The sequence below is a fragment of the Segeticoccus sp. genome, from assembly GCF_035708005.1.
Genome location: NZ_DASSTI010000013.1, coordinates 1 through 24,358, shown reverse-complemented (window position 1 = coordinate 24,358; position 24,358 = coordinate 1). Strand labels below are relative to the sequence as shown.

Sequence of the window (24,358 nt, the reverse complement as noted above, 5' to 3'; positions counted from 1 at the left end):
GACGTCCGCAGGACCGTGACACCGGCCATGCGCAGCAGCGCGCTCGACACCTCGTCCGCGATGGAACGCGGCTCCTCTGCGGTCTGCCGACCGGCCCGCGGTGGTGCGGCCGGCCGTCCCTGCTGTGCCGCCATCGGTCCTGCGGCCATCGGTCCTCCCCACTGTGCCCACCCCGAGCCGTCCCTTGCTCCCAGGACGGCGGCCCGTCGGTTCGGTCCGATCCCACCGCTCGGCTGGGCGGTCTTACGCGCCGTCTTCGGAAGCTTGTTCGATAAGACTAGGGGAGGCCACCGACAGAGTGCGCCCGTCGCGCGGGTCTGGGGACAACGCAGGAGGTGAGCCGAGTCATGGGGACGACGCGGCCCAGCGCGTTCAGCTCAGCGCGAGGTCCTCGACGACCTCAACGCCCGGCAGGTCCGCGATGAGGCGTCCGGGCAGCCGCAGCTTGGCGGCCCGTCGCCCGGCGCCGATCACCACGTGCTCGCGGGCGAGGACCGACGGGTCCACCCAGATGGGCCACTCCGGCGGCAGACCGACAGGCGTGATGCCGCCGTACTCCATGCCGCTGCGCGCGACCGCGTCGTCCATCGGGAGGAAGCTTGCGCGCCGGACGTCCAGCCGCTTGCGCACGACCTTGTTGACGTCGGCCCGCCCGGTGGCGAGGACGAGGCAGGCGGCGATGCGCTCGTCGCCGGCCCGCTTCCCCCCGACGACCACGCAGTTGGCGCAGTCCTCCATCAGGATGTCGCTGGCGGCGACCAGGGCCGCGGTGTCGGAGATCTCTGGGTCGATCTCTGCGACCTCTGCCTCCGGGAGGCCCGCCCAGTCGGCCAGTGCCGCAGCCACGGTGGGCGCCAGCAACTCGAGGCGGTCCTTCGCAGGCACGAACTCCACGTGCACGTCGCTCACGATCGGCACCCTAGTCGCTGCACCGGGACGGACGGTGCCCAGGGCTGCGGCTGTCACGACGGCGTGAGGAATGCGGCGACTGGCCCCCTCACCCCACCAGCTGGTCCAGCAGGCGGACGAGCTCGGCCGCCGGGTCGTCGGTGAGCCCACCGTGCACCGGCCCCGGTTGCACGACGGTGGACCGCGGCGCCGTCAACCACCCGAACCGCGCCCCCAGCTTGACCAGCACCGGAAGCCCCGGCCGCGTCTCGCCCCGGCAGATCGCGCAGACCGTGTCGAGGGCCGCCCGCACGTGCTCCTGGTCCAGACCGGGGGCGAAGGCCGTCAGCCGCGCCGGGTCCAATCGGAACGCCGCGTCGAGGAAGTCGCGCCGCTGGCTGTAGAGCACCACCCCGACGTTCAGGAACTCCTCGCGCTCGACCCGCGGCACACACCGCAGGACGACATACTGGTAGCCCACCCGTTCCATGCCGGGTCCCGTCCCGACGGAGGCCAACTCGCCGTCCGCCGTGCCTACGCCCCTCGCGTCGGACGATGCGGAGGCGCTCACGAGGCCGCCTCCTCGAACCGCGGCAGCCACGGTCGCCCACCGGCCAGCCGGGCCAGCAGGTTGTCGACGTATGCCGACCGCACGGCTCCCGGATCGTCCAGCCCGGGCGCCGGCTCCAGCCAGTCCTCCGGGACCTGCGCCACCACCTCGTGCAGCAACGCCTCCGAAACCTGTTGCGACAGCGTGGAGTCCAGCGCCTCCACCTCCGTGGCCACGTCGCGCAACACGTGGGTCGACGCGTCGAACGGCTGCGCGGCGAACACCTCTGGGCGCGAGCCCTTGCTGGGCCAGGAGTGGTGGAAGTACAGCGCTGCCCCGTGGTCGATGCACCACGTGTTCCCGTGCCACGTCAGCAGATTCGGGTTCGACCACGTGCGGTCCACGTTCGCGGTGTACGCGTCCAGCCACAGGATGCGCGAGGCGAGTTCGGGCGGGGGAGGCGCGGACCCGTCATACCCGAAGGAAGCGGGCAGGAAGTCCACCCCCAGGTTCAGGCCGACGCTGGCGGTGAGCAGGTCCTGGACCTCCTCATCGGCCTCGTAACGGGCGATCTGCGCGTCCAGTTGCACGGCCCGCAGCTCGGGGACCGGTATGCCGAGCGCTCGCCCCAGCTCGCCGACGATCACCTCCGCGACCAGCACCTTGGGGCCTTGGCCGGCGCCGCGGAACTTGAGCACATAGGTGCCGAGGTCGTCCGCTTCCACGATGCCGGGGAGCGAACCACCTTCGCGCAGCGGCGTCACATAGCGGATCGCCTGGACCGATTCGAGCACCCGCGCAGCCTAGCGAGCCGGGTCGGGCCTGCGTTTGTTCGGGACGTTTGCGCTACCGCACCAGCGCAAACGTCCCAGAGAAACGCGTCCGGAGGGAACCGGTCAGGCGTCGCCGGCGGTGACGAACTCCGCCTCGTCCTCGCTGTGCTCGGCCGGAGCGCCGTGCTCGGGCTCCTGGTCGATGTGGGCCAGCGGCCGGCGCGCCAGGTTCAGCGCGAGCACGGCGAGCACGACAGCCGCGGCACCGACCCAGAACGGCACGTGCGGGTTGATCTCCTCGCCGAGCTTGCCGGCCAGCCAGGGCGCGACGGCGCCGCCGGAGAACCGGACGAAGCTGTAGGCCGCGGAGGCGACACCGCGCTCGACCGGGGCAGCCTTCATCACGGTCTCGGTGATGAGGGTGTTGTTGACGCCGAGGCAGCCGCCCGCGAGGACCACACAGACGATGAGGACCAGCCGGGAGTCGGTGAACAGCGCCATGATCGCGAGCAGGACCGCGAACCCGAGCAGTGCCACGGTGATCGAGGTCAGGGTGCCGAACCGGCGCTGCAGCCGCGGGGCGAGGAAGACGGATGTGATCGCGAGCAGCACGCCCCAGCCGAAGAAGATGAATCCGACAGGGATGGCGCCGAGGTTCAGGGGGAACGGGGTGAAGGCCAGCAGGGTGAAGAACCCGAAGTTGTAGAGCAGCGCGGTGAGCCCGGTCATCAGCAGGCCGCGGTGGCGCAGCGCGAGGATCGGGTCGGCAAGGGAGGTCTTGCGTGGCGCCCTCGGCGTGGCCGGCAGCATGAACACCGTAGCGACCAACGCGACGAACATGAGCACGGAGACGCCGAAGAAGGGCCCACGCCAGGAGAGGTTCCCCAACACGCCACCGACGAGCGGGCCGGCGGCGATGCCGACCCCGAGCGCGGCCTCGTAGAGGATGATCGCCTGCGCGACCGAGCCCTTCGCCGACTGCACGATTGTGGCGAGGGCGGTCGCGATGAACAGCGCGTTGCCCAGGCCCCAGGCGGCCCGCCAGGCGATGATGCCGGTCACGCCGTGGGAGAGGCCGGCCATGCCGGCGCCGATGATGATGATCACCAGACCTGCGAGCAGGGTCCGCTTCGCGCCCACCCGGCTCGACACCGCACCGGTGATGAGCATGGCGACGCCCATGATCGCCATGTAGCTGGTGAACAGCAGCGACACCTGGGAGGGGCTGGCGCCGAGCTCGTCGGCGATGGGCTTGAGGATGGGGTCGACGAGGCCGATTCCCATGAAGGCGATGACGCAGGCAAACGCCACGGCGAGAACGGCTTTGGGTTGGCGCAACATGTGCGGCGCGGCTCCTTGGAGAGGGTGGTGGGTGGGGGAGGGGTCAGGCCTGGTCGGGCTCGAAGGTCATCAGCCGCTGGACGACGGCCAGCCCTTGGCTGAGCTGCTGCCTCTCCTCGCTGGAGAGCTGGGCGAGCAGGGGAGCAATGACCCGTTCTCGTGCGGCGCGGACCTCGCCCAGGGCGCGGCGGCCCTCGTCGGTGATCTCCACGAGACTGGCCCGGCCGTCGGTCGGGTCGGACAGTCGCCGCACCCACCCCTGTTGCTCGAGCCGGTGCAGCTGTCCGGTCATCGTGGGCTGGGTGCAGTGGTCGGCACGGGCGAGGTCCCCGGTCCGTGCCGGGCCGACCTGTTGAACGTGCGCGAGGAGGCGGGCCTGTGCAGGAGCGACGTCGAAGTCGGCGCGGCTGGTCGCCCAGCGGGACAGCCGCGCGATCGTGTCGAGCAGCTCCAGACCGAGGGTGCCGCGGTCACCGCCGTCACCGGGGTCGCCGGCGACGCGGGGAACCAGACGGGCGGAAGGCATGGGGAGATAATACATAGCAAAACTATGTAACGCCAACAGGGTGTCCGGCGACGCTGTGAGCACCAGCCGGCGATCGGCACGCGCCCACGCACGGTGCGACCACGCGGCGGCTTGCCTCTACGGTTGGGGCATGGAACCGGTCTACTCGTCGGTGATCGCCTTCGCCCGCGCGCTGTTCGCGGCCGAGGGCCTGCGCTTCCGGATCCGCGGCAGCGAGCACGTGCCCACCACCGGTGGTGCGGTGATGGTCATCAACCACATCGGCTACATGGACTTTGCGTATGCCGGCCTGGCGGCCCGTCCGGCCGGTCGCCTCGTGCGCTTCATGGCCAAGGAGTCGGTCTTCCGGCACCCGGTGAGCGGGCCGCTCATGCGCGGCATGCACCACATCCCCGTCGACCGTGAGGCGGGGGCCTCCTCGTTCCGGCAGGCCTTCACCGCGCTGCGCGAGGGCGAGATCGTGGGCGTCTTCCCGGAGGCGACCATCTCCCGGTCCTTCGAGCTCAAGGACTTCAAGAGCGGCGCCGTGCGGATGGCGCTGGCCGCGAAGGTACCGCTGCTCCCCACCGTCGTGTGGGGGTCGCAGCGGGTGTGGACCAAGGGTCACCCGAAGCGGCTGGGGCGGACCGGCATACCGATCAGCATCACGGTCGGTGAGCCGCTGACGCCACCTCGGGGCAGCGACGCCGAGGAGGTCACTGCGTCCCTGCGGGAGCAGATGACCGGCATGCTGCACCGGGAGCAGGAGGAGTACCCGCCGCTGACCGGCCACGAGCGAGTCTTCCTGCCGGCGCGGTTGGGGGGCCTCGCCCCGACGCTCGAGGAGGCGGCCCTGCTGGACCAGCAGGAGCGCAGGACGAGCCCGGCGCAGGACGAACCTGCCTGAGCGGGGCGCGTCAGCGGCGGCTCAGGCCTGTTGCCCCGCCCAACTTCCGGCCTCGCTCAGTCCCGAGTCAGTCGTGTGCCGAGTCAGTCCTGTGCCCTGACCTCAGTCCTGCGCCGCGAGGGCCTGGAGCCGCTGCAGCGACCGACTCAGCAGCCGGGACACCTGCATCTGGGTGACCCCGATCTCGTCGGCGATCTGTTGCTGCGTGCACCCGTCCAAGTAGCGCAGGGCGAGCACGCGCTGGTCCCGTTCGGACAGGCTGGCGAGCAGCGGGGCCGCCGACACCCGTTCCACGACCAGCTCGAACCCGTCATCCGGGGCGCCGACGGTGTCGCTCAGCGAGGCGGAGACGTCGTCGCCGGAGGACTGGCGGACGGGCCCGTCCAGGGACAGGTTGTGGTAGGACGTCGTGGCCGACTGGGTCTCCAGGATCTCCTCGGCCGGCACGTCGAGGTGCTCGGCCAGCTCGGCCACGCTCGGCGGCCGGTGCAGCTCCTGGGTCAGGTCCTCAATGCCCTGACGCAGCCGCGGACGCAGCTCCTGCACGCGGCGGGGCGGCCGGATGGACCACCCGTGGTCGCGGAAGTGCCGGCGCAGCTCCCCGGTGATCGTGGGGACCGCGAAGGCGGAGAACGAGACCCCGTGCCCGGGGCGATAGCGCTTGACCGCCATCACGAGGGCCATCGAAGCGACCTGGACGAGGTCCTCCAGCGGCTCCCCGCGGTCGCGGTAGCGCGCCGCGATGCTGCGGGCGAGTGGGAGCTGGTCGACGATGACCTCGGCGAGGATCTCCTCGCGCTCGGCGTCAGTGACCTCGGCGGCCTCGGCCAGACGGTCCTCGACGGTGAGCGTGCCCGGGTCGCCCTCCCAGGGCTGGACACGGGTGTCGACCCCGTCCGAAACGTGCCTGTCAGACGTCTGTGGTGCGGTGGTCGAGATGTCGATGGATGGAGAAGCCGTCACAGCGATACCTCCGGAAGAAATGCTTCTGCGAAGGTGGCTCGCTGCTGAACCACGCTCATTCAGCCCAACACGAATGTCACGAAATGGCAACACGAAGGGGGCGAATACTCTCGAATGGTGACCGAGTTGACCGAATCCTTGACCAGTGTTGACGAGTCTGTCGCGCAACGCGTCATCACTGCTCTCGCCGGTCCCGAGGCGTCCCTGCGGGAGGACCAGTGGGAGGCCATCCGGGCGCTGCGTCGGCCGGGTGCGCGGGTCCTCGTCGTGCAGGCCACGGGGTGGGGGAAGTCCGCCGTCTACTGGGCGGCCACGGCGATCGGCCGCGCGGCCGGAGCCGGCCCCACGCTGGTCGTGTCCCCGCTGCTCTCCCTCATGCGCGACCAGGTGCTCGCCGCCGAGCGGGCCGGCCTGCGGGCCGCGAGCGTGAACTCCGCCAACGTCGACGACTGGCAGCAGGTCGAGGGGCGGCTGCTCGCGGGCGAGCTCGACGTGCTCCTGGTGTCGCCGGAGCGGTTGGCCAACCCCGCGTTCGGCCGGCGGGTCCTCGAGGCTCTCGCCGGGCGGCTGGGCCTGCTCGTGGTCGACGAGGCGCACGCCGTCTCCGACTGGGGCCACGACTTCCGGCCCGACTACCGGCGGGTCGCCGACCTGCTCCGCGAGCTCAACCCGGCCACGCCCGTGCTGGCCACGACCGCAACCGCGAACGCGCGGGTGACGCAGGACGTCGCTGACCAGCTCTCGGAGGAGGCGACGGTGTTGCGGGGGCCGTTGGGGCGGCGCAGCCTGCAGCTCGCGGTGGTGCCGTCGATGCACCCGGTGGAGCGCTATGCGTGGGTGGTCGACCACCTCCCGTCGCTGCCGGGCTCGGGGGTGGTCTACACGCTGACGGTGGCCGACGCGGAGCGGCTCACCGAGGTCCTGCGGGAGGTGCACGGGCAGAGCTGCCGCGTGGCGGCATACACGGGGGGACTGGACCCCGACGAGCGGGTGCGCCTGGAGGAGGAGCTGCGCCGCAACGAGGTCAAGGCGCTCGTGGCCACGTCGGCGCTCGGGATGGGCTACGACAAGCCCGACCTGGGGTTCGTCGTCCACCTGGGGTCGCCGCCGACCCCGGTGGCGTACTACCAGCAGGTCGGCCGTGCGGGCCGCGCCATCGACCATGCGCTGGTCACGCTCCTGCCGTCGGGGGCGGACGAGGGCGTCTGGGACCACTTCGCGACGGCCACCATCCCCGACCCCGACCAGGTCGCGCGCCTGCTCACCGCCTTGCAGGGGTATGCCGAGAGCTCACCTGCCAGCGTCCCCTCCCTCGAGGCGGAGACCGGCCTGCGCCGCGGTCGGGTGGAGCTCATGCTCAAGCAGCTGGCCGTGGACCGGGTGGTCCAGCGCGTCGACGGCGGCTGGCTGGCGACCGGGCAGCCGTGGAGCTACCCGCACAAGCACTACGAGGGGATCGTGGCGACCCGGCGGCGCGAGGCGGCGATCATGCGGGACTACACCCGCGGGGCGCGCTGCCTCATGCAGCTGCTGCAGGAGTCGCTCGACGACGAGGGCGCCGAGCCCTGCGGCCGGTGCTCGGTGTGCCTCGGGCGGCTGCCGGACGGCCTCGCCGAGCGGCCGCAGACGGAGACCGTCCGCCGGGTCACCGAGGCGCTGCGTGACGGGGACCACCTGCTGGACCCGCGCAAGATGTGGCCGGGCGGGGCGTTCGGCGCGCGTGGGCGCATCCCGGCGGGGGAGCTGGCCGACCCCGGTCGGGTCCTCGTGCTGCGGGATGCGCCCGAGTGGCGCGAACTGGTGCGCCGCCTGGACGCCGCGGACCTCGAGGCGCCGCCGGATCTGCTCGAGGCGGGGGTGCGCACGCTCAGCCGGTGGCGGCGCGAGTGGGCGGCGCGGCCGGAGGTGGTGGTCGGGCTGCCGGCCGCCGGACGGCCGCGGCTGGTGGTCTCCCTGGCCGACCACCTGGCGACCGTGGGCCGGCTCGACCGGGCCTCGCTCTCGGTCACCGGCGCGGTGCCCGGCCCGGACCTGGGCTCGGGTGCGGAGGCGGCACAGTGGCGCGAGGTCGTGCACCTGGACGACCCGGTCTCCGTGGCCGGCCGGTGCGTGCTGCTCGTCGTCGACGCGAGCTCCACGCTGTGGCCGGTGACCGTCGGCGCGGCGCTGCTGCGGCGGGCGGGGGCTGCGCGGGTGCTGCCGCTGCTGGTCCACCGGCGCCCCTGAGGGCGGGCGGGGCCGCGCCCCGGCGCTAGTGTGCGAGGGGCGCCGCGTGGACCCGTCGGCGCCGTGTCAAGCGATGCCGAACGAAGGAGTCCCGAGCGATGCGCGCACTGACCCTGCAGCCGAAGTCGAAGGGTTCGCTGGCCGTCACCGACGTGCCGGACCCCGAGCCGTCGGACGACCTGCTGCTCGTCGACGGACTCGCCGTCGGCGTCTGCGGGACGGACAAGGAGCTCGCGGCCGGCGACTACGGCTGGGCGCCTCCGGGGCGCGACCGGCTCGTGATCGGGCACGAGTCCCTCGGCCGCGTGCGGCAGGCGCCGCAGGGCAGCGGCTTCGCGGCTGGTGACCTGGTCGCCGGCGTCGTGCGGCGCCCGGACCCGGTTCCCTGCGGGGCGTGCGCCCACGGCCAGTTCGACATGTGCCGCAACGGGCAGTACACCGAGCGCGGCATCAAGGAGCTGGACGGCTACGCCAGTGAGGCCTGGACGGTCGAGCCGGACTACGCGATCAAGCTGGACCCGGGACTGTCCGAGGTGGGCATGCTCATGGAGCCCACCAGCGTCGTGGCCAAGGCCTGGGACCAGGTGGAGAAGATCGGCGCGCGGGCATGGTTCGAGCCGACGTCGGTGCTGGTCACCGGCGCCGGACCGATCGGGTTGCTCGCCGCCCTGCTGGGCGCCCAGCGCGGGCTGGACGTCCACGTGCTCGACCAGGTCACCAGCGGCCCCAAGCCGCAGCTCGTCGCGGACCTGGGCGGGACCTACCACCACGACGGGCTCGACGCGGCCACGGACAAGGTGAAGCCGGACATCATCATCGAGTGCACCGGCGTGGGCCAGCTCGTCTTCGGTGCGATGGCGGCGAACGCGTCCTACGGGCTGGTGTGCCTGACCGGCATCTCCGGCATCGGCCGGTCGATCTCGGTGGACGCCGGCTCCCTGAACCGCGAGATCGTGCTCGAGAACGACGCGGTCTTCGGGTCGGTGAACGCCAACGTCGACCACTGGAAGGCGGCGGCGGAGGCCCTCGGCAAGGCCGACACGAGCTGGCTGCAGCGCCTGGTCTCCCGGCGGGTGCCGCTGGAGAAGTTCGCCGAGGCGTTCACCGCGCAGGAGGAGGACGTCAAGGTGGTGCTCACGCTGGCCTCCTGACCCCCTCGCGCGGGCTCGTGCCGGCTTTCGGGAGATCTTTTGCGTTTTGCACGTGCGGATCTTCCCGAGCTGCACGAGCATGGGCGATGCTGGAGCAGCAGGTCGGCGCGCGCCAGGTCAACCACGGGCGGAAGCGGGTGCCGCACCACGGCGCACTGGAGGAGGTCCCCTCGTGGCGATCCTGGAACATCCCGGTCTCTCGCACACCGGCGCCTATCGCGAGCACCGCAGAGGGGCCAAGATCGGCTACTGGCTGACCACGACCGACCACAAGGTCATCGCCAACCTCTACTTCGCCACCACCTTCTGCTTCTTCCTGCTCGGCGGCATCATGGCCATGCTGATCCGCGCCGAGCTGTGGGAGCCGGGGCTGCAGATCGTCCGTGACCCGCAGCAGTACAACGAGCTGTTCACGATGCACGGCACGATCATGCTGCTGCTGTTCGCCACGCCCCTGTTCGCGGGGTTCGCCAACGCGATCATGCCGTTGCAGATCGGTGCGCCCGACGTCGCGTTCCCGCGACTGAACATGCTGTCGTACTGGCTGTTCCTCTTCGGCGGCCTCATCGTCGTCTCCGGCTTCCTGACGCCGGACGGCGCCGCTGCGTTCGGCTGGTTCGCCTACAACCCGCTGTCCGGACCGGACTACAGTCCCGGCCTGGGCGGCAACCTGTGGGACTTCGGGCTCATCATGACCGGCTTCGGCACGATCCTGGGCGCGGTCAACTTCATCACGACCATCATCTGCATGCGGGCGCCGGGCATGACGATGTGGCGGATGCCGATCTTCACGTGGAACACGCTCGTCACGTCGCTGCTGGTCCTGATGGCCTTCCCGGTGCTGGCCTCCGCGCTGTTCGGGCTCGGAGCGGACCGCATCCTCGGCGCGCAGGTGTTCGTCCCCGAGAACGGCGGGGCGATGCTGTGGGAGCACCTGTTCTGGTTCTTCGGGCACCCGGAGGTCTACATCATCGCGTTGCCGTTCTTCGGCATCATCACCGAGGTCATCCCTGTCTTCTCGCGAAAGCCGGTGTTCGGTTACAAGGGCATGGTCTTCGCGACGATCTCCATCGCGGCGCTGTCGATGGGCGTGTGGGCGCACCACATGTTCGCCACCGGCCAGGTGCTGCTGCCGTTCTTCTCGGTGCTGAGCTTCATGATCGCCGTGCCGACGGGCATCAAGTTCTTCAACTGGATCGGCACGATGTGGCGCGGCTCGATCACGTTCCAGACACCGATGCTGTGGTCGCTCGGCTTCCTGGTCACCTTCCTGTTCGGCGGCCTGACCGGGGTGATCCTCGCCAGTCCGGCCCTGGACTTCCACCTCACCGACACCTACTTCGTCGTGGCGCACTTCCACTACGTCGTGTTCGGCACGGTGGTGTTCGCCATGTTCGCCGGCTTCTACTTCTGGTGGCCCAAGCTCACCGGCAAGATGCTCGACGAGTTCTGGGGGAAGGTGCACTTCTGGATGCTGTTCATCGGCTTCCACACCACCTTCCTGATCCAGCACTGGCTCGGCGTGATGGGCATGCCGCGGCGCTACGCGGACTACCTGCCCGAGGACCACTTCCAGTGGATGAATGACATCTCCAGCATCGGCGCCTTCATCCTGGGCGCCTCCACCCTGCCGTTCCTGTGGAATGTGTGGATCACCCACCGCAACGCCCCCAAGGTCGAGACGGACGACCCGTGGGGCTACGGCGGTGGCCTGGAGTGGGCCACCTCCTGTCCGCCCCCGCGGCACAACTTCGACTCCATCCCGCGGATCCGCTCCGACCGGCCGGCCTTCGACCTGCACCACCAGGACATCGCCGCGACGGACGCGCCGCCGCCCGATCCGGGGACGCTGGAGCGCATCGGCGGTGGTCCGCAGATGGACCGCGAGGAGCGCGAGGACCGCGGCCGGGAGCAGATGCGGCACGAACAGCCGCCGGACGAGTAGCCCACCAGCTCAGCAGCGCGCCACCGGGCGGGCCTTCCGCCGGGCGGGCGGACCGGCTAGGTTTGGGTAGTAGGACTATCCAACGAGGCACTGCCCAGTGCCGCCGCACCCACTCGGGGGCCCGCCATGATCGCCACCGCCCATGCTTGGAGCGTGCTCGTCGGCACGCACGCCGTCGTCGCCACCCTCGCCCTCGTCCTCGGTGCCGTGAACGTGCTCCGGCGACGCCGCGGGGACGGACCACACCGCTTGATCGGCCGGGTCTGGGTGGGGCTCATGTACTTCACGGCGTTCTCGTCGTTCTTCATCCAGCAGTTGCGGCCGGGCCGCTTCAGCTGGATCCATGCACTGTCGGTGCTCACGATCGTCACGCTCAGCCTTGGCCTGTGGCACGCCCGCCGCGGCAACGTGCCTCGGCACGCCGCCAACATGATCGGCACCTACCTCGGCCTGCTCGGTGCCCTCGTCGGTGTCGTGGCCGTGCCGAGCAGGCTGGTGCCGCAGGCGTTCCGGCAGGACTGGGCGGCCATGACGCTGCTCACCGCCGTCGTCGTGGCCGTTGGTCTCCTGTTCGTCGCGGTCGTGACCCGGATGCTGCGGCGCGCGCAGACGCCCGAGGCCGCGACGACACCGGCCGGGTAATCCCAGCCCACCGAGGCGTCAGGCCTTCAGGTCGGGGAAGTCGCTCTCCCAGAACTCGAACTCGCTGGCCCGCACGGTGACGTCGTCACCCGTGCCGTGGGCGGTGTCCTCCCGGCCGCGCAGCTCGACCCGCCGGATCTTGCCCGAGATCGTCTTGGGCAGCTCACCGAACTCGATCCTGCGGATCCGCTTGTAGGGCGCCAGGTGCTCGCGGGCGTAGCGCAGGATCTGCTCGGCGGTCTCCTTGGTGGGCTCGTGCCCGGTCGCGAGCACGACATATGCCTTCGGCACGGACAACCGCGTCGGGTCCGGTGACGGGACGACGGCGGCCTCCGCCACGGCCGGGTGCTCGATGAGCACCGACTCCAGCTCGAACGGCGAGATCCGGTAGTCCGAGGCCTTGAAGACGTCGTCGGCCCGGCCGACGTAGGTGATGTAGCCGCGATCGTCGCGGACGGCGACGTCCCCGGTGTGGTACGCGCCGTGCCGCATCGCCTCGTCCGTGCGCCCGCCGTCACCGTGGTAGCCGGTCATCAGCCCGACCGGCCGGCCGCCCGGCCCGTCCAGGCGCAGGCACAGCTCGCCCTCCTCGCCGGGCCCGGTGCGCTCCTCCCCGGTGACCGGGTCGAGCAGCACCACGTCGTAGCCGGGCAGCGGCTTCCCCATCGACCCGAGCACCAGCTCCTGCCCCGGGCAGTTGCCCACCTGGGCCGTGGTCTCGGTCTGGCCGTAGCCGTCACGGATCGTCCTGCCCAGCGACGTGCGCACCTGCTCGATGACCTCGGGGTTGAGCGGCTCACCCGCGCCGACCATCTCGCGCACCGAGAGCCGGTCCTTCCACGCGGCCAGGTCCTGCTGGATGAGCATCCGGTAGACCGTCGGGGGCGCACAGAAGGTCGTCACCTCCTCATCGGCCATCACCTGCAGCAGTGCCGCCGCGTCGAACCGCGGCTGGTTCACCACGAGGATTGTCGCCTCGGCGTTCCACGGCGCGAAGAAGGAGCTCCACGCGTGCTTGGCCCAGCCGGGGGAGGAGATGTTGAGGTGCACGTCGCCCGGCTGCAGCCCGATCCAGTACATCGTCGAGAGGTGACCAACCGGGTAGGACGTCTGCGTGTGCTCGACCAGCTTCGGCTGCGCCGTGGTGCCGGAGGTGAAGTAGAGCAGCAGCGTGTCGTCACCTCTCGTCGTGCCCTCCGGCGTGAACTCGCCCTCGAACGACTGCGCGTCGCGGTATGCCGTCCAGCCCTCGCCGCCGCTGCGCTCGCCGACCGCGACCCGCGTGTAGTCGCCGGGCACGTCCGCCAGCTTGGCCGTGTCGTCGGCGCCGACCACCACGTGCCGCACCGCGCCCCGGTCGATGCGGTCGCGCAGGTCGGCCGAGGTGAGCAGCGTCGTCGCGGGGATGACGACCGCGCCCAGCTTGGTGCAGGCCAGCAGGGTCTCCCACAGCTCCACCTGGTTGCCGAGCATGAGCAGTACCCGGTCACCGCGGCGCACTCCCAGGTGCGCCAGCCAGGCGGCGACCTGGGAGGAACGACGGGACATCTCGGCATACGTCATGGTCTGCTCGACCGAGGGGGAACCGCCCGAGCCGCCCTGGTCGATGATCCGCAGCGCGGCGCGCTGCCCGGTCTCCGGGGTCGCGGCGACCCGGTCGAACCAGTCCAGGGCCCAGTTGAACTCGGCGGGGCGCGGGGGCACGTAGTCGGCGACGGCGCGGGCCTGGTCCGTGCGGGTGGACAGGAGCCGGTCTCGTGCGTCGCGGAAGAGCTGGTGCGCATCGGCAGTCGTCATGGACCGACCCTAGCCAGCCGCGCAAGGGCGTACGGGGGGAAATCCACGCCAACCACAGCGGTTGTAGCGTCGTCACAACAGACGTGACGACAGCGGTGGCCGGTGGCCTGCCCCGTACCCGGCAGAGGGGGAGCGGCGTAGTGGTGGTGTCCCGGTCGGCGCACGTGTCGGCCGAGGGTGCGGTCCGGGAGGTCTACGACGCGCACTACGGCATGCTCGTGGGCTGGACCACCAAGCTGGTCAGCGACCCCGACCTCGCCCACGACATCGTCACCGAGGCGTTCGTGCGACTGCTGCGCCACTGGGGGACCGTCGATGAGCCGCGGGCCTGGCTCTACGCCACGGTGGCCAACCTGGTCCGCGACCACTGGCGCAAGCGGGGCCGGGAGGCGAGCGCCTACGAGCGGATGGAGGCCGGCCGGGAGGACCCGGACCGCGCACCCGACCCCGGCCTCGACCCGGCCACCCGACTGACCGTCCGCGACGCCGTGGAGAGCCTGCCGCAGCGGCTGCGGATGCCGGTGCTCCTGCACTACTACGCCGACCTGTCCGTGGCCCAGGTGGCGCGCCAGCTCGGCAAGTCGGAAGGAACCATCAAGCGTGACCTGTATGACGCCCGCGGCCGGATGGCTGCCCTGCTGGAGGAGGTGCGATGACCCCCGGGCCTGAGGACCGCTCGCGCGACCAGCGCTGGGAGGAGGAGCACTGGCAGGACGACCCGGCCGACCCGGTGGCGCGGTTCTTCGCCCGGGAGCGGGCCGATGTGCGCCAGGAGCCGGCGGGCGACCTGCGGTGGCAGCGCATCGTGCGCGAGTCCCAGCGTCCGCACCGGTGGCGCTGGACCGGCTACGTGGCGGGGGCGGCCGCCGCGGCCGTGGTCGGGGCGGTCGCAGGGGTCGCGATCGTGACCGGCGGCCGGTTCACCCCCTCACCGGAGGTCACCGCGGCCACCTCCGGCCCCTCGCACAGCCAGCACCGGACCGCCGCGCCGCCTCCGACCACGGCCTCGGTCGGACCCCGGCCCACGTCGTCCGGCACGGCGTCCGGGCCGCCGGCCCCCAGCCCCCAGCCCGAGACCCCGGTGCCGAACTCGTTCACCGCGACCTCGCTGAGCAACTCCGGGGGCGGCTACCTCTACGCCATGGGCTCCAGCGACTGCGGCGACCGGCGCTGCCCGACCCTCGTGGGGTCGCAGGACGACGGCCTCACGTGGCACACCGTCCACGTCTTCACCTCGGAGCAGGCGGGCACGTCCTCCGGTCAGCCGGGGCGGGTGCCGCCCCCCGACGCGCTGACCCAGGTGCGGTTCGCCAACCCCGGCATCGGCTGGGTCTACGGCGGCGGCCTCAAGATCACCCGGGACGGCGGACAGACCTGGCACGACTACCCGCACCCCGGACAGAACGTCGTCGACCTGGAGACCGACGGCTACCAGGTGTCGGTGGCCACGACCAGCGGCTGCGACAGCCAGGGGCTGTGCCGCGGCGTCCTGCAGCTGAGCCGGGTCTCCATCACCGCCAACGGCATCAACGAGCCGATCGCCACCGAGCCGCAGGGCGGGGTGCTGGCCGGGGCACAGCTCTACGCCCAGCGTGGCCGCGTCTACCTCGTGCCCGACTGGGCCGTGGTGCCGCAGCCGCCGATCGGAGCGGCCCGATTGGTCAACGGGGGGCTGGCTCCACTCAACGGGTCGCCCGGCTGCGCCGGCTCGCCGCTGCAGTCGCTCGCGCCGTCCGCGGACCCGGTCGGCCAGCCCACGGTCTTCGCGCTGTGCGGCGGCCCCACGGTCTGGCAGGTGCAGAGCAGCCTCGATGACGGGCAGGTCTGGCAGGTGGTCGGTGACCGGCTGCGCCTGCCGGCCGGCCGCGGTGTGTCGCTCGCGGCCTCCGATGACCGGCACCTGGTCGCGGCCGCCGTGCGGTCCCCGCAGGGGGGAGCCCGCACGACGCCTCTCCAGGTGAGCGACGACGGAGGGAGCACGTGGCACGCACCCGCCCGCCCGCCGGCCGCTCGTGGCGGCTGGCTGTGGGTCGGCGCCCCCGGCGGCAGCGAGTTCTACGCGCTCTCCGGCAGCGACAACAGCTACTGGCGCAGCGTCGACAACGGCGAGCACTGGGAGCAGGTCTCCTTCCTGGCGTCGGCCTCGCCCGCGTCCTGAGCCCGCGCGGCCCGGGCAGGTCGGTCCGGCGTGCCATCCTGTGCCAGTGACCACCCCGCCCGACCCGACCGCGGAGAGCGCACTCCCCGCCGGCTATCCCCACCAGTGGGAGGCTGACGTCGTGCTCCGGGACGGCTCCGTGGCGCACGTCCGCCCGATCACGCCGGCCGACGCGGAGGCCATCCACCGCTTCCACGCCCGGCAGTCGGCCGAGTCGGTCTACCTGCGCTTCTTCGCGCCGATCCGGCGGCTCAGCGACCGTGACGTCGAGCGGTTCACCCACGTCGACTACCTGCAGCGGGTGGCGCTCGTCGCCGAGGTGAAGGGCGAGATCATCGGTATCGCCCGCTACGACCGGCTCGACGCGCCGGACACCCCGGCCGGACGCACCGCCGAGGTGGCGTTCAACATCTCCGACGCCTTCCACGGGCGCGGGCTCGGCTCGGTGCTGCTCGAGCACCTCGCCGCCATCGCCAGCGAGGCCGGCGTCGAGCGGTTCGTCGCCGACGTGCTGCCGCAGAACCGCCGGATGATCTCGGTCTTCGCCGACGCCGGCTACGAGGTGACCCACCGCTTCGACGACGGGGTCATCACCGTCTCCTTCCAGGTCAAGCCCACCGAGCAGAGCCAGGCGGTGCGGATGACCCGCGAGCACCGCGCCGAGTCGGTGTCGGTGGGCCGGCTGCTGACGCCACGTTCCGTGGCGGTCGTGGGGGCCAGCCGCCGTGAGCGGGCGATCGGCGCCCGGTTGCTGCAGCACCTCGTCGAGGGCGGGTTCACCGGCACCGTGCACGCGGTCAACCACGACGCCGAGGAGGTGGCCGGGCTCCCGACGGTCGCGCGGGTCAGCGACCTCGGGGAGCCGGTCGACCTCGCCGTGATCGCGGTGCCGGCGGAGTCCGTGCTCGACGTGGTCCGCGACTGCGCCGAGAGCGGGGTGCGCAACCTGCTGGTCGCCTCGGCCGGTTTCGCCGAGGCCGGCGAGGAGGGGCAGCGGCGCCAGGCCGAGCTGCTGCGCACGGCCCGGCTGAACGGGATGCGGGTGGTCGGCCCGAACTCCTTCGGTCTCATCAACACCGACCCGGCGGTCCGGCTCAACGCCTCGTTGTCGCCGGAGTTCCCCCAGGCCGGGCGGCTCGGGCTGTTCGCCCAGAGCGGCGCACTGGGCATCGCCGTGCTCGCCTCCGCGACCCGCCGCGGCCTGGGCATCTCGGTCTTCGCCTCCGCCGGCAACCGGGTCGACGTCTCCGGCAACGACCTCATGCAGTACTGGATCGACGACGCGGCCACCGACGCCGTCGGGCTCTACCTGGAGTCGATGGGCAATCCGCGCAAGTTCTCCCGGATCGCCCGCAACCTCGCCCGGACCAAGCCGGTCATCGTCATCAAGTCCGGGGTCTCCTCCTACGGCGTGCCCCCGGGGCACCGGGTGCGGGTCAGCCGGGCCCGCCCGGAGGCCTTCGACGCGATGTTGCGCCAGGCCGGCGTGATCCGGGTGGAGAACGTGCACCAGCTCTTCGACGTCGCCCAGCTCGTCCTGCACCAGCCGCTGCCCGCCGGGTCCCGCGTCGGGATCGTCAGCAACTCCGAGGCCCTGGGTGCGCTGAGCGCGGACGCTGCCCTCAGCTGGGGGCTGGAGGTCAGCCACGGGCCGGTGTCGGTGCGCTCGGAGGCCACCGCCGAGGAGTTCGCCGCCGCGCTCGACGCGGCCTTCGACGATCCCGACGTCGACAGCGTGGCGACCTGCTTCATCCCGCCGGTGGCCACCCAGGACGAGGAGGTCGCCCGGGTCGTCGCCCGCGCCGCAGACCGCGGGGACAAGCCGTGCGTGGCGACCTTCCTCGGCATGCGGGGGGTGACCGACGCCCTCTCGGGGGAGGCCTCCGGTGAGGGGGCGCGCCGACGCACCGTGCCGGCATACGGCACCCCGGAGGATGCGGTGCGCGCGCTCGCGGCGGCGACCCGCTACGGGGAGTGGCGTGCCCGCGACCACGGCACCCGGGTGCAGCCCGAGGGGCTGGACCGCGACGCTGCGGAGCGGATCGTCGACGAGGTGCTGGCCGGCTCGCCCGCGGGACGGGCCCTGCAGCCGGACGAGGCGCGCGCGCTGCTCGCGGCCTACGGGATCCCGGTGTGGCAGTCGCTGCCGGCCGGCACCGCGGACGAGGCGGTCGCCGCCGCCGAGCAGGTGGGCTACCCCGTGGTGCTGAAGTCGGTCTCTCCGCTGTTGCGGCACCAGGCTGGGCTCACCGGGATCCGCGTGGACCTGCGCACCGAGGCGTCCGTGCGGGAGGCGTTCGAGGTGATGCAGGAACGCCTCGCGCCGCTGCACGCCGACCGGTTCGTGGTGCAGCGGATGGCCACCCCGGGGGTCGCGTGCGTCGTGACGACCAGCGAGGACCCGCTGTTCGGGCCGGTGCTGTCGTTCAGCATCGCCGGCCTGCCGACCGAGCTGCTCGACGACGTCGGCTACCGCATCCCGCCGCTGACCGAGGTGGACGTCACCGAGCTGATCGGGTCGGTCAAGGCCGCTCCGCTGCTGTTCGGCCGCAAGGGCAGCCAGCCGGTCGACCGGGACGCGCTCGCCGACCTCGTCGCCCGGGCCTCGGTGCTCGCCGACGACGTGCCCGAGGTGGCCTCCATGGTGCTCAACCCGGTCAACTCCCACGGCGGCGGGGTGGAGGTCCTCGGCGCCGAGATCACCATCGCCCCAGCCCCCCAGCGCACGGACACCGCGCGGAGGGCGCTTCCCGATGCGGGAAGATGAGGACCATGGCTCGTCAGACCTCGACCACCTCCCACCCGCTCCCGGCCGACCTGCGCCGTGACATCGAGCGCGCCGGCTACTACCCCGCGCTGGTCACCGACGTCACGGCCGCGGCCGTCGCGGGCGACCCGGTGGTCTCGCACCTCGTGCACCAGGAGACGACCTTCGACCAGGACACCGTCATGCGGCACATCACCGTGCTGGCGGTCACCGGCACCCGCCTGGTCATCGCGCACGCCGACGACCACCCCGCCGAGGGGGCCGGCAAGCCGTTGGCGACCGCGACCTCCGAGACGGTTCCGCTGCACGCCGTGCGCGGGGTGATGCTCACGCACGTGGTGACCGACCCGGACGCCTACCGACCGGGGTCCCTCGGCCGTGAGGTCACGGTCACCCTCGGCTGGGGCACGGTCAGCCGGGTCGACCTGGTGCCCGCCTCCTGCGGCGACCCCTCGTGCGAGGCCGACCACGGCTACGAGGGCACCATCACCGCCGATGACATTGCGCTGCGGATCAGCGCCGACGTCGACGGGGAGGACGTGCTGGACCAGGCCTTGCACTTCGCGCGGACGCTGTCGACCGCCATCGGGCACTGACCGGGGGAGGGGACGTGAGCGAACCGGCCTACGACGCCGGAGGGCTCGCCACGGTGCTGCCCTCGGTGGCGCGCGCGCTCGGCATACCGCCGTTCACCCAGGGGCCCGCGGCCGAGCGGGGGCTGCTGGAGCTGCCGCAGGCGCGTCGCGCGGTCGTCGTGCTCGTCGACGGGCTCGGCCACGACCTGCTGATCCAGCGGGGCGGGCACGCGCCGTTCCTGCGGACCCTCCTGCCGACGGGGCGGCGGCTCGTCTGCGGGTTCCCGTCCACGACCGCGACGAGCATGGGCACGTTCGGGACCGGACTGCCCCCGGGCACGCACGGGCTGGTCGGCTTCCAGGTGCGCGTGCCCGGCGAGGACCGGCTGCTCAACGAGCTGTCCTGGGAGAAGGGGCCGGACCCGTTCGCCTGGCAGCCGAGCCAGACCGTGTTCGAGCGGGCCGAGGCCGCCGGCGTCGACGTGACCCGCATCGGCCCGGCCTACTTCGACGGCTCGGGGCTGACCAACGCCGCGCTGCGGGGCGGGTCGTTCGCCGCGGCGGCGGGCCTCGAGCAGCGCGTCGACCTCACCCTCGAGGTGTTGCGCCGGTCACCGCGGGCGCTGGTCTACCTCTACTGGGGCGACCTGGACAAGGTCGGCCACGTCCACGGCTGCCGGTCGTGGCAGTGGGGTGACGAGCTGGAGGCGATCGACGCCGCGCTCGCCCGCCTCGCCCGGTCCCTGCCGGCAGACACGGCACTGCTCGTCACGGCCGACCACGGCATGGTCGACGTGCCGCACGAGCAGCGCATCGACCTCGCCGACGACGCCGAGCTGTCTGCGGGCATCCGTCTCGTCGGCGGCGAGCCGCGCGGACTGCAGCTCTACTGCGAGCCGGGCGCGGCCGAGGACGTCCGGCGCACCTGGCAGGGCCGGGTCGGCGACCGTGCGCAGGTCCGCACCCGCGAGGAGGCCGTCGCCCTCGGGTGGTTCGGTGCCGTCGCCGACCGGGTGGTGCCGCGCATCGGCGACCTCGTGATCGCGATGGGCGACGGCTTCGCGGTCGTCGACTCCCGGTTCATGCGGCCGCAGATCATCCGGCTGCTCGGGGTGCACGGCTCCCTCAGCGACGACGAGCTCGGAATCCCGTTGCTGCACCAGCCCGCTCGCGCCGTGGCCTGAACGTCGGAGGAGCGGGCACCCGGTGGCCGGGCTGGGACCGGCGAGCGTACGGCATACAGTGGGGGCTCGTGGCTGAGCTCGTCTTCTTCTCCGGGACCATGGACTGCGGCAAGTCGACGCTCGCCCTCCAGACCGACCACAACCACGCGGCACGGGGACTGGCTGGCCTGCTCTTCACCAGCCGGGACCGGGCGGGCGAGGCGGTGCTGTCCTCCCGGCTGGGGCTGTCGACGCCGGCGCTCGAGGTCACCCCGGAGCTCGACTTCTGGGACGTCGTGGTGGGACAGGCCACGCACGGGCGACGGGTCGACTACCTGATCTGTGACGAGGGACAGTTCTACACAGCCGAACAGGTCGAGCAGCTCGCGCGGCTGGTCGACGAGATGGGCATCGACGTCTACGCGTTCGGGATCACCGCCGACTTCCGGACCTGCCTGTTCCCCGGGTCGCAGCGGTTCATCGAGCTCGCCGACCGCGTGCAGCCGCTGCAGGTCGAGGCGCTGTGCTGGTGCGGGCGCAAGGCCACGCACAACGCCCGCGTGCTCGACGGCGAGATGGTCGTGGAGGGTGAGCAGGTCGTGGTCGGCGACACCGGCGCGGCACGTGCGGGAGTGGTGGAGTACGAGGTGCTGTGCCGCCGGCACTACATGCGCCGTATGACGTCCCACGCCGCCCGTGCCCAAGCCACCGCACCGGAGGTGCTGCCCTTCGACCTCGACCTGTGCCCGCTGCCCGGGCGCGTGGCACCGTCGTGACTCAGGCCGGCTGCCCGTGGACGGCGAGCACCGCTCGGGCATAAGCCCGTTCGGCGTCGATGTCGACGAGCCGGGCCTCCTCGCCGTCGACACGGACGACCACGACCAGCCCGTCGCCGACCGGTTCCAGCCGCACGAACGCCTCGCCCAACATCGCGCGGAGCTGGGACTCTCGCGGCAACCAGACGACCTCGGACTTGCGGACGCTGTCCAGCGCCCACTCCGTGGTGCCGTTGAACCCGATCAGCGGGCCGGTGGGGAACTCGTGCACCTCGGTGGTCATGTCGCTGAGGACGAACACCATGTCCTGCAGCTGCTCGACCGGCACGACGAACCGGTCCCCGGGCGCCGGGTCGTCCCACGTGATGCCGGCGTCCTGCAACCTCAGCGCGAGCTCGAGGGAGAGCACCTGACCAGTGTGCCCGAGCACCAGTAGGTTGGGCAGATGGGAGCCAAGGCCGCCACGCCCGCGGAGGAGCTGACCGTCGGGGAGCACACGGTGCGGATCACGCACCCCGACCGGGTCTACTTCCCCCAGCTCGGCGCCACCAAGCTCGACCTGGCCCGCTACTACCTGTCCGTCGGCGACGGCATCGTCCGGGCGCTGCGCGAGCGGCCGTGCATGATGCACCGCTACCCCGAGGGCATCGAGGGGGAGAAGGTCCACCAGAAGCGGCTGCCCCGCGGTGCGCCCGACTGGGTGCAGACCGTGCGGGTGCACTTCCCGCGCTACAACCGGGACGCCGACGAGTTGTGCGTCACCGAGCTCGCCTCGGTGATCTGGGCGGTGCAGATGTCCACCGTCGAGTTCCACCCGTGGAACTCGCGCCGCGCCGACGCCGAGCGCCCCGACGAGTGGCGCATCGACCTCGACCCGATGCCGGACTGCCCCTTCGACCGGGTCCGCCGGGTCGCCCACGTGGCGCACGAGGTGCTCGACGAGCTGGGTGCGGTCGGCTGGCCCAAGACCTCGGGGGGCAAGGGGCTGCACGTCTACGTCCGGATCGAGCCGCGCTGGGGCTTCCCGGAGGTTCGTCGTGCGGCTCTGGCCTTCGCACGGGAGGTGGAGCGACGTATGCCGGAGGACGTCACCACCACGTGGTGGCGCAAGGACCGCGACCCGGCGGCGGTGTTCGTCGACTACAACCAGAACACCCGGGACCACACGATCGCCAGTGCGTACTCGGTGCGTGGCCGGCCCGAGGCGACCGTGTCGACCCCGATCACCTGGGACGAGGTCGACCACGTCGTCCCGGGCGACTGCACGATCGCCACCGTGCCGGACCGGTTCGCCCGGCTCGGCGACGTCCACGCCGGGATCGACGACCACCCCTACTCGCTGGAGACGCTGCTGGAGTGGGCCGACCGGGACGAGGCCGCCGGCGCCGAGGTCCCGGCGGACGCCGACGCCGAGGCCTGACGGCCCCCTCCTTGCCGATCTTTGGGACGTTTCGGCGGCCACAGCAGCGGAAACGTCCCAAAGATGCGCGGGGTTGATACGCGGGGTTGATACGCGGGGTTGAGGCGCGGGACCCGTCAGGGCGTACCGTCGATCCTCCCGCGAGCGGCAGCGGGTTGCGAAACGGTGGAGTTCCCGGGGGAGCGCGCGAGGCACCCCCGCGCTGTCGGGCGGAGACGGCAAGATGGAGGGGTGCCCTTCAGCGACCGATCCCACGACGGTGCCGGGGCGCAGAACCGCTCCGCCCGGGGCGCGGACAACCGGTACCGGAAGACGTCCGACCGGCCTGGAGCCCCGCCCGAGGGGTCGACCGCGGCCGGCCGGGAGGCCCCCACCCGGCCGATCCCCGAGCGCACGCGCGAGCTGCCCGAGCCGGGCCGTTCCCTCCACGACGCCCGTGACGTGCGAGGCAGGCATGACCGCCACGACTCCCATGAACCCCATGACGGCCGTGACTCCCGTGACGGCCGTGACTCCTCTGCTGGCGACCAGCCCCCGGAGGCGGCGGACGGGGAGGAGCGCCGCGGCCGCTTCGCCTCCGCCGGGCGGCACGTCGGCAGGGGAGCACGCGCCAGCGCGCGGGTGACCGGGCGAGGGGCGCACTCGGCATACCGGTTGGCGCGCCGGGCGAGCCATGCGGAGGGCGCGGGGGAGTCAGGCCTGGCGCGGCTGTTCGAGCTGAACGCCGTCAGCACGGCCGGCGACGCCGCGGTGGCGGTCGCCATGGCCGGGACGTTGTTCTTCCAGGTGCCGTCGGCCCAGGCCCGCGGGCAGGTGGGGCTGTTCCTCGGCCTCACGATGCTGCCGTTCGTCGTCATCGCCCCACTGATCGGCCCGTTCCTCGACCGCTACCGCCGCGGCCGCCGCTGGGCGATCGGGGCGACCCTGGCGCTGCGGGCCTTCTTGGCGTGGGTGCTCGCCTCCGCGGTCGCGAGTGGCTCGGACTGGCAGTTCGGTGCCGCCCTCGGCGTGCTCATCTCGGCCAAGGCGTATGGCGTCACGCGCGCAGCCGCCACACCTCGCCTCCTTCCCCCGAAGGTCTCGCTGGTCAAGGCCAACGCCCGCATGAACATGTCCGGCCTGGCCGGCAGCGCGATCGGCGGTCCCATCGCGGCCGGGTTGTCGTTCATCGGGCCGGCGTGGACGCTGCGCTTCGCCTTCCTCGTCTTCATCGGCGGCACGATCCAGGCCATCCTGCTGCCGGCGCGCGTCGACTCCTCCGAGGGGGAGGACGACGTCGACGTGCTCGAGCCAGTCAAGCGGCGGCTCAACCGGCTGCGCCACGGCGTCACCCGGGCGGTCGTGCTCGCGCTGCGGTGCAACGTGGGCCTGCGAGCGCTGTCGGGGTTCCTCACCATCTTCATGGCGTTCCTGCTGCGCACGCACCCGTTCCCGGGCTGGGAGCACCGCACGAGCCTGCTCCTGGCGCTGGTCGTGGGGGCCGCAGGCGTGGGTAGCGCGATCGGCACGGGGCTGGGGGCGCTGCTGCGCACCCGGCCGCCGCAGCTGATCGTCATGGGGGTGCTCGTGCTCGACGTGGTCGTCGCCGTGGCGACCGCCCTGTTCTTCGGGCTGCTGACCGCGGTGCTGTTCGGCCTCACCGCCGGGCTGTGCCAACAGCTCGGCAAGGTGGCCCTCGACTCGATCATCCAGGACGAGGTGCCGGACCGTGTCCGCACGAGCGTCTTCGCGCGCTCGGAGACCCTGCTGCAGACGGGGTGGGTACTCGGCGGCGGGCTGGGGATCATCCTGCCGTTGCGGGCCGAGCTGGG

The 24,358-nt window shown here is 72.1% G+C and carries 21 protein-coding genes; 13 read left to right on the top strand and 8 right to left on the bottom strand.

Features of this window, described 5'->3' with window-relative positions; all coding sequences use genetic code 11:
- Positions 1–372 precede the first annotated feature (372 nt).
- The 5 genes from VFL99_RS01235 to VFL99_RS01215 form a co-directional block, all read right to left on the bottom strand.
- Positions 373–909, bottom strand: coding sequence for a YbaK/EbsC family protein (locus VFL99_RS01235; RefSeq protein ID WP_325104498.1), 537 nt, complete (start codon positions 907–909; stop codon positions 373–375).
- 88 nt (positions 910–997) lie between these two features.
- Entirely contained in the window at positions 998–1,378 is a 381-nt protein-coding gene (locus VFL99_RS01230; RefSeq protein ID WP_414713699.1) for a DUF3037 domain-containing protein, read from the bottom strand.
- 77 nt (positions 1,379–1,455) lie between these two features.
- Positions 1,456–2,232 carry a HipA family kinase gene (locus VFL99_RS01225; protein WP_325104496.1) on the bottom strand — a complete coding sequence of 259 codons (777 nt, stop codon included), beginning with the start codon at positions 2,230–2,232 and terminating at the stop codon, positions 1,456–1,458.
- Positions 2,233–2,334: 102 nt separating this feature from the next.
- Positions 2,335–3,552, bottom strand: coding sequence for an MFS transporter (locus tag VFL99_RS01220; protein WP_325104495.1), 1,218 nt, complete (start codon positions 3,550–3,552; stop codon positions 2,335–2,337).
- Positions 3,553–3,595: 43 nt separating this feature from the next.
- On the bottom strand, positions 3,596–4,078 hold the full coding sequence (locus tag VFL99_RS01215; RefSeq protein ID WP_325104494.1) for a MarR family winged helix-turn-helix transcriptional regulator: 483 nt from the start codon (positions 4,076–4,078) through the stop codon (positions 3,596–3,598).
- Positions 4,079–4,208: 130 nt separating this feature from the next.
- Between VFL99_RS01215 and VFL99_RS01210 the strand changes: the two genes are divergently transcribed.
- Positions 4,209–4,964, top strand: a complete 756-nt coding sequence (locus VFL99_RS01210; protein WP_325104493.1) for a lysophospholipid acyltransferase family protein — start codon at positions 4,209–4,211, stop codon at positions 4,962–4,964.
- A gap of 102 nt (positions 4,965–5,066) precedes the next feature.
- Here the strand turns inward: VFL99_RS01210 and VFL99_RS01205 are convergent, their stop codons facing one another.
- Positions 5,067–5,927 carry a SigB/SigF/SigG family RNA polymerase sigma factor gene (locus VFL99_RS01205; protein WP_325104492.1) on the bottom strand — a complete coding sequence of 287 codons (861 nt, stop codon included), beginning with the start codon at positions 5,925–5,927 and terminating at the stop codon, positions 5,067–5,069.
- 117 nt (positions 5,928–6,044) lie between these two features.
- On the opposite strand from VFL99_RS01205, the gene VFL99_RS01200 reads away from it, so the two are divergent.
- From VFL99_RS01200 to VFL99_RS01185, 4 genes are all read left to right on the top strand, one after another.
- A complete protein-coding gene (locus VFL99_RS01200; protein WP_325104491.1) occupies positions 6,045–8,153 on the top strand; it encodes a RecQ family ATP-dependent DNA helicase in 2,109 nt (702 codons plus the stop codon).
- A gap of 98 nt (positions 8,154–8,251) precedes the next feature.
- Positions 8,252–9,304: a glucose 1-dehydrogenase gene (locus VFL99_RS01195; protein ID WP_325104490.1), complete on the top strand. Its 1,053-nt coding sequence runs from the start codon at positions 8,252–8,254 to the stop codon at positions 9,302–9,304.
- A 172-nt stretch (positions 9,305–9,476) separates the two neighbouring features.
- Complete coding sequence (gene ctaD, locus VFL99_RS01190) at positions 9,477–11,249, top strand: aa3-type cytochrome oxidase subunit I (protein ID WP_462283428.1); 1,773 nt, start codon at positions 9,477–9,479, stop codon at positions 11,247–11,249.
- Between the two features lie 153 nt (positions 11,250–11,402).
- Complete coding sequence (locus VFL99_RS01185; RefSeq protein WP_325104489.1) at positions 11,403–11,891, top strand: DUF2306 domain-containing protein; 489 nt, start codon at positions 11,403–11,405, stop codon at positions 11,889–11,891.
- A gap of 18 nt (positions 11,892–11,909) precedes the next feature.
- Here VFL99_RS01185 and VFL99_RS01180 read toward each other — a convergent pair whose 3' ends face one another.
- A complete protein-coding gene (locus tag VFL99_RS01180; protein WP_325104488.1) occupies positions 11,910–13,688 on the bottom strand; it encodes an AMP-binding protein in 1,779 nt (592 codons plus the stop codon).
- Positions 13,689–13,828: 140 nt separating this feature from the next.
- Between VFL99_RS01180 and VFL99_RS01175 the strand changes: the two genes are divergently transcribed.
- The 6 genes from VFL99_RS01175 (at position 13,829) to VFL99_RS01150 (ending at position 21,127) form a co-directional block, all read left to right on the top strand.
- Positions 13,829–14,344: an RNA polymerase sigma factor gene (locus VFL99_RS01175; RefSeq protein WP_325104487.1), complete on the top strand. Its 516-nt coding sequence runs from the start codon at positions 13,829–13,831 to the stop codon at positions 14,342–14,344.
- Positions 14,341–15,846 (top strand): sialidase family protein, encoded by a 1,506-nt coding sequence (locus VFL99_RS01170; RefSeq protein WP_325104486.1) that lies wholly within the window; start codon positions 14,341–14,343, stop codon positions 15,844–15,846. Before VFL99_RS01175 ends, VFL99_RS01170 begins: the two co-directional genes overlap by 4 nt.
- A 46-nt stretch (positions 15,847–15,892) precedes the next feature.
- The gene (locus tag VFL99_RS01165; RefSeq protein ID WP_325104485.1) at positions 15,893–18,613 is read left to right on the top strand and encodes a bifunctional acetate--CoA ligase family protein/GNAT family N-acetyltransferase; all 2,721 of its coding nucleotides are present in this window, start codon (positions 15,893–15,895) and stop codon (positions 18,611–18,613) included.
- Between the two features lie 5 nt (positions 18,614–18,618).
- Positions 18,619–19,209, top strand: coding sequence for a DUF5998 family protein (locus VFL99_RS01160; RefSeq protein WP_325104484.1), 591 nt, complete (start codon positions 18,619–18,621; stop codon positions 19,207–19,209).
- A gap of 14 nt (positions 19,210–19,223) precedes the next feature.
- Positions 19,224–20,372, top strand: coding sequence for an alkaline phosphatase family protein (locus tag VFL99_RS01155; protein WP_325104483.1), 1,149 nt, complete (start codon positions 19,224–19,226; stop codon positions 20,370–20,372).
- A 68-nt stretch (positions 20,373–20,440) separates the two neighbouring features.
- The gene (locus tag VFL99_RS01150; protein WP_325104482.1) at positions 20,441–21,127 is read left to right on the top strand and encodes a thymidine kinase; all 687 of its coding nucleotides are present in this window, start codon (positions 20,441–20,443) and stop codon (positions 21,125–21,127) included.
- Position 21,128: 1 nt separating this feature from the next.
- Here VFL99_RS01150 and VFL99_RS01145 read toward each other — a convergent pair whose 3' ends face one another.
- A complete protein-coding gene (locus VFL99_RS01145; RefSeq protein ID WP_325104481.1) occupies positions 21,129–21,536 on the bottom strand; it encodes a pilus assembly protein CpaE in 408 nt (135 codons plus the stop codon).
- Positions 21,537–21,572: 36 nt separating this feature from the next.
- On the opposite strand from VFL99_RS01145, the gene ligD reads away from it, so the two are divergent.
- Both ligD and VFL99_RS01135 read left to right on the top strand, forming a co-directional pair.
- Positions 21,573–22,547, top strand: a complete 975-nt coding sequence (gene ligD / locus VFL99_RS01140) for a non-homologous end-joining DNA ligase (RefSeq protein ID WP_325104480.1) — start codon at positions 21,573–21,575, stop codon at positions 22,545–22,547.
- A 231-nt stretch (positions 22,548–22,778) separates the two neighbouring features.
- A partial coding sequence (locus tag VFL99_RS01135) for an MFS transporter (RefSeq protein WP_325104479.1) occupies positions 22,779–24,358 on the top strand: 1,580 nt, incomplete at its 3' end.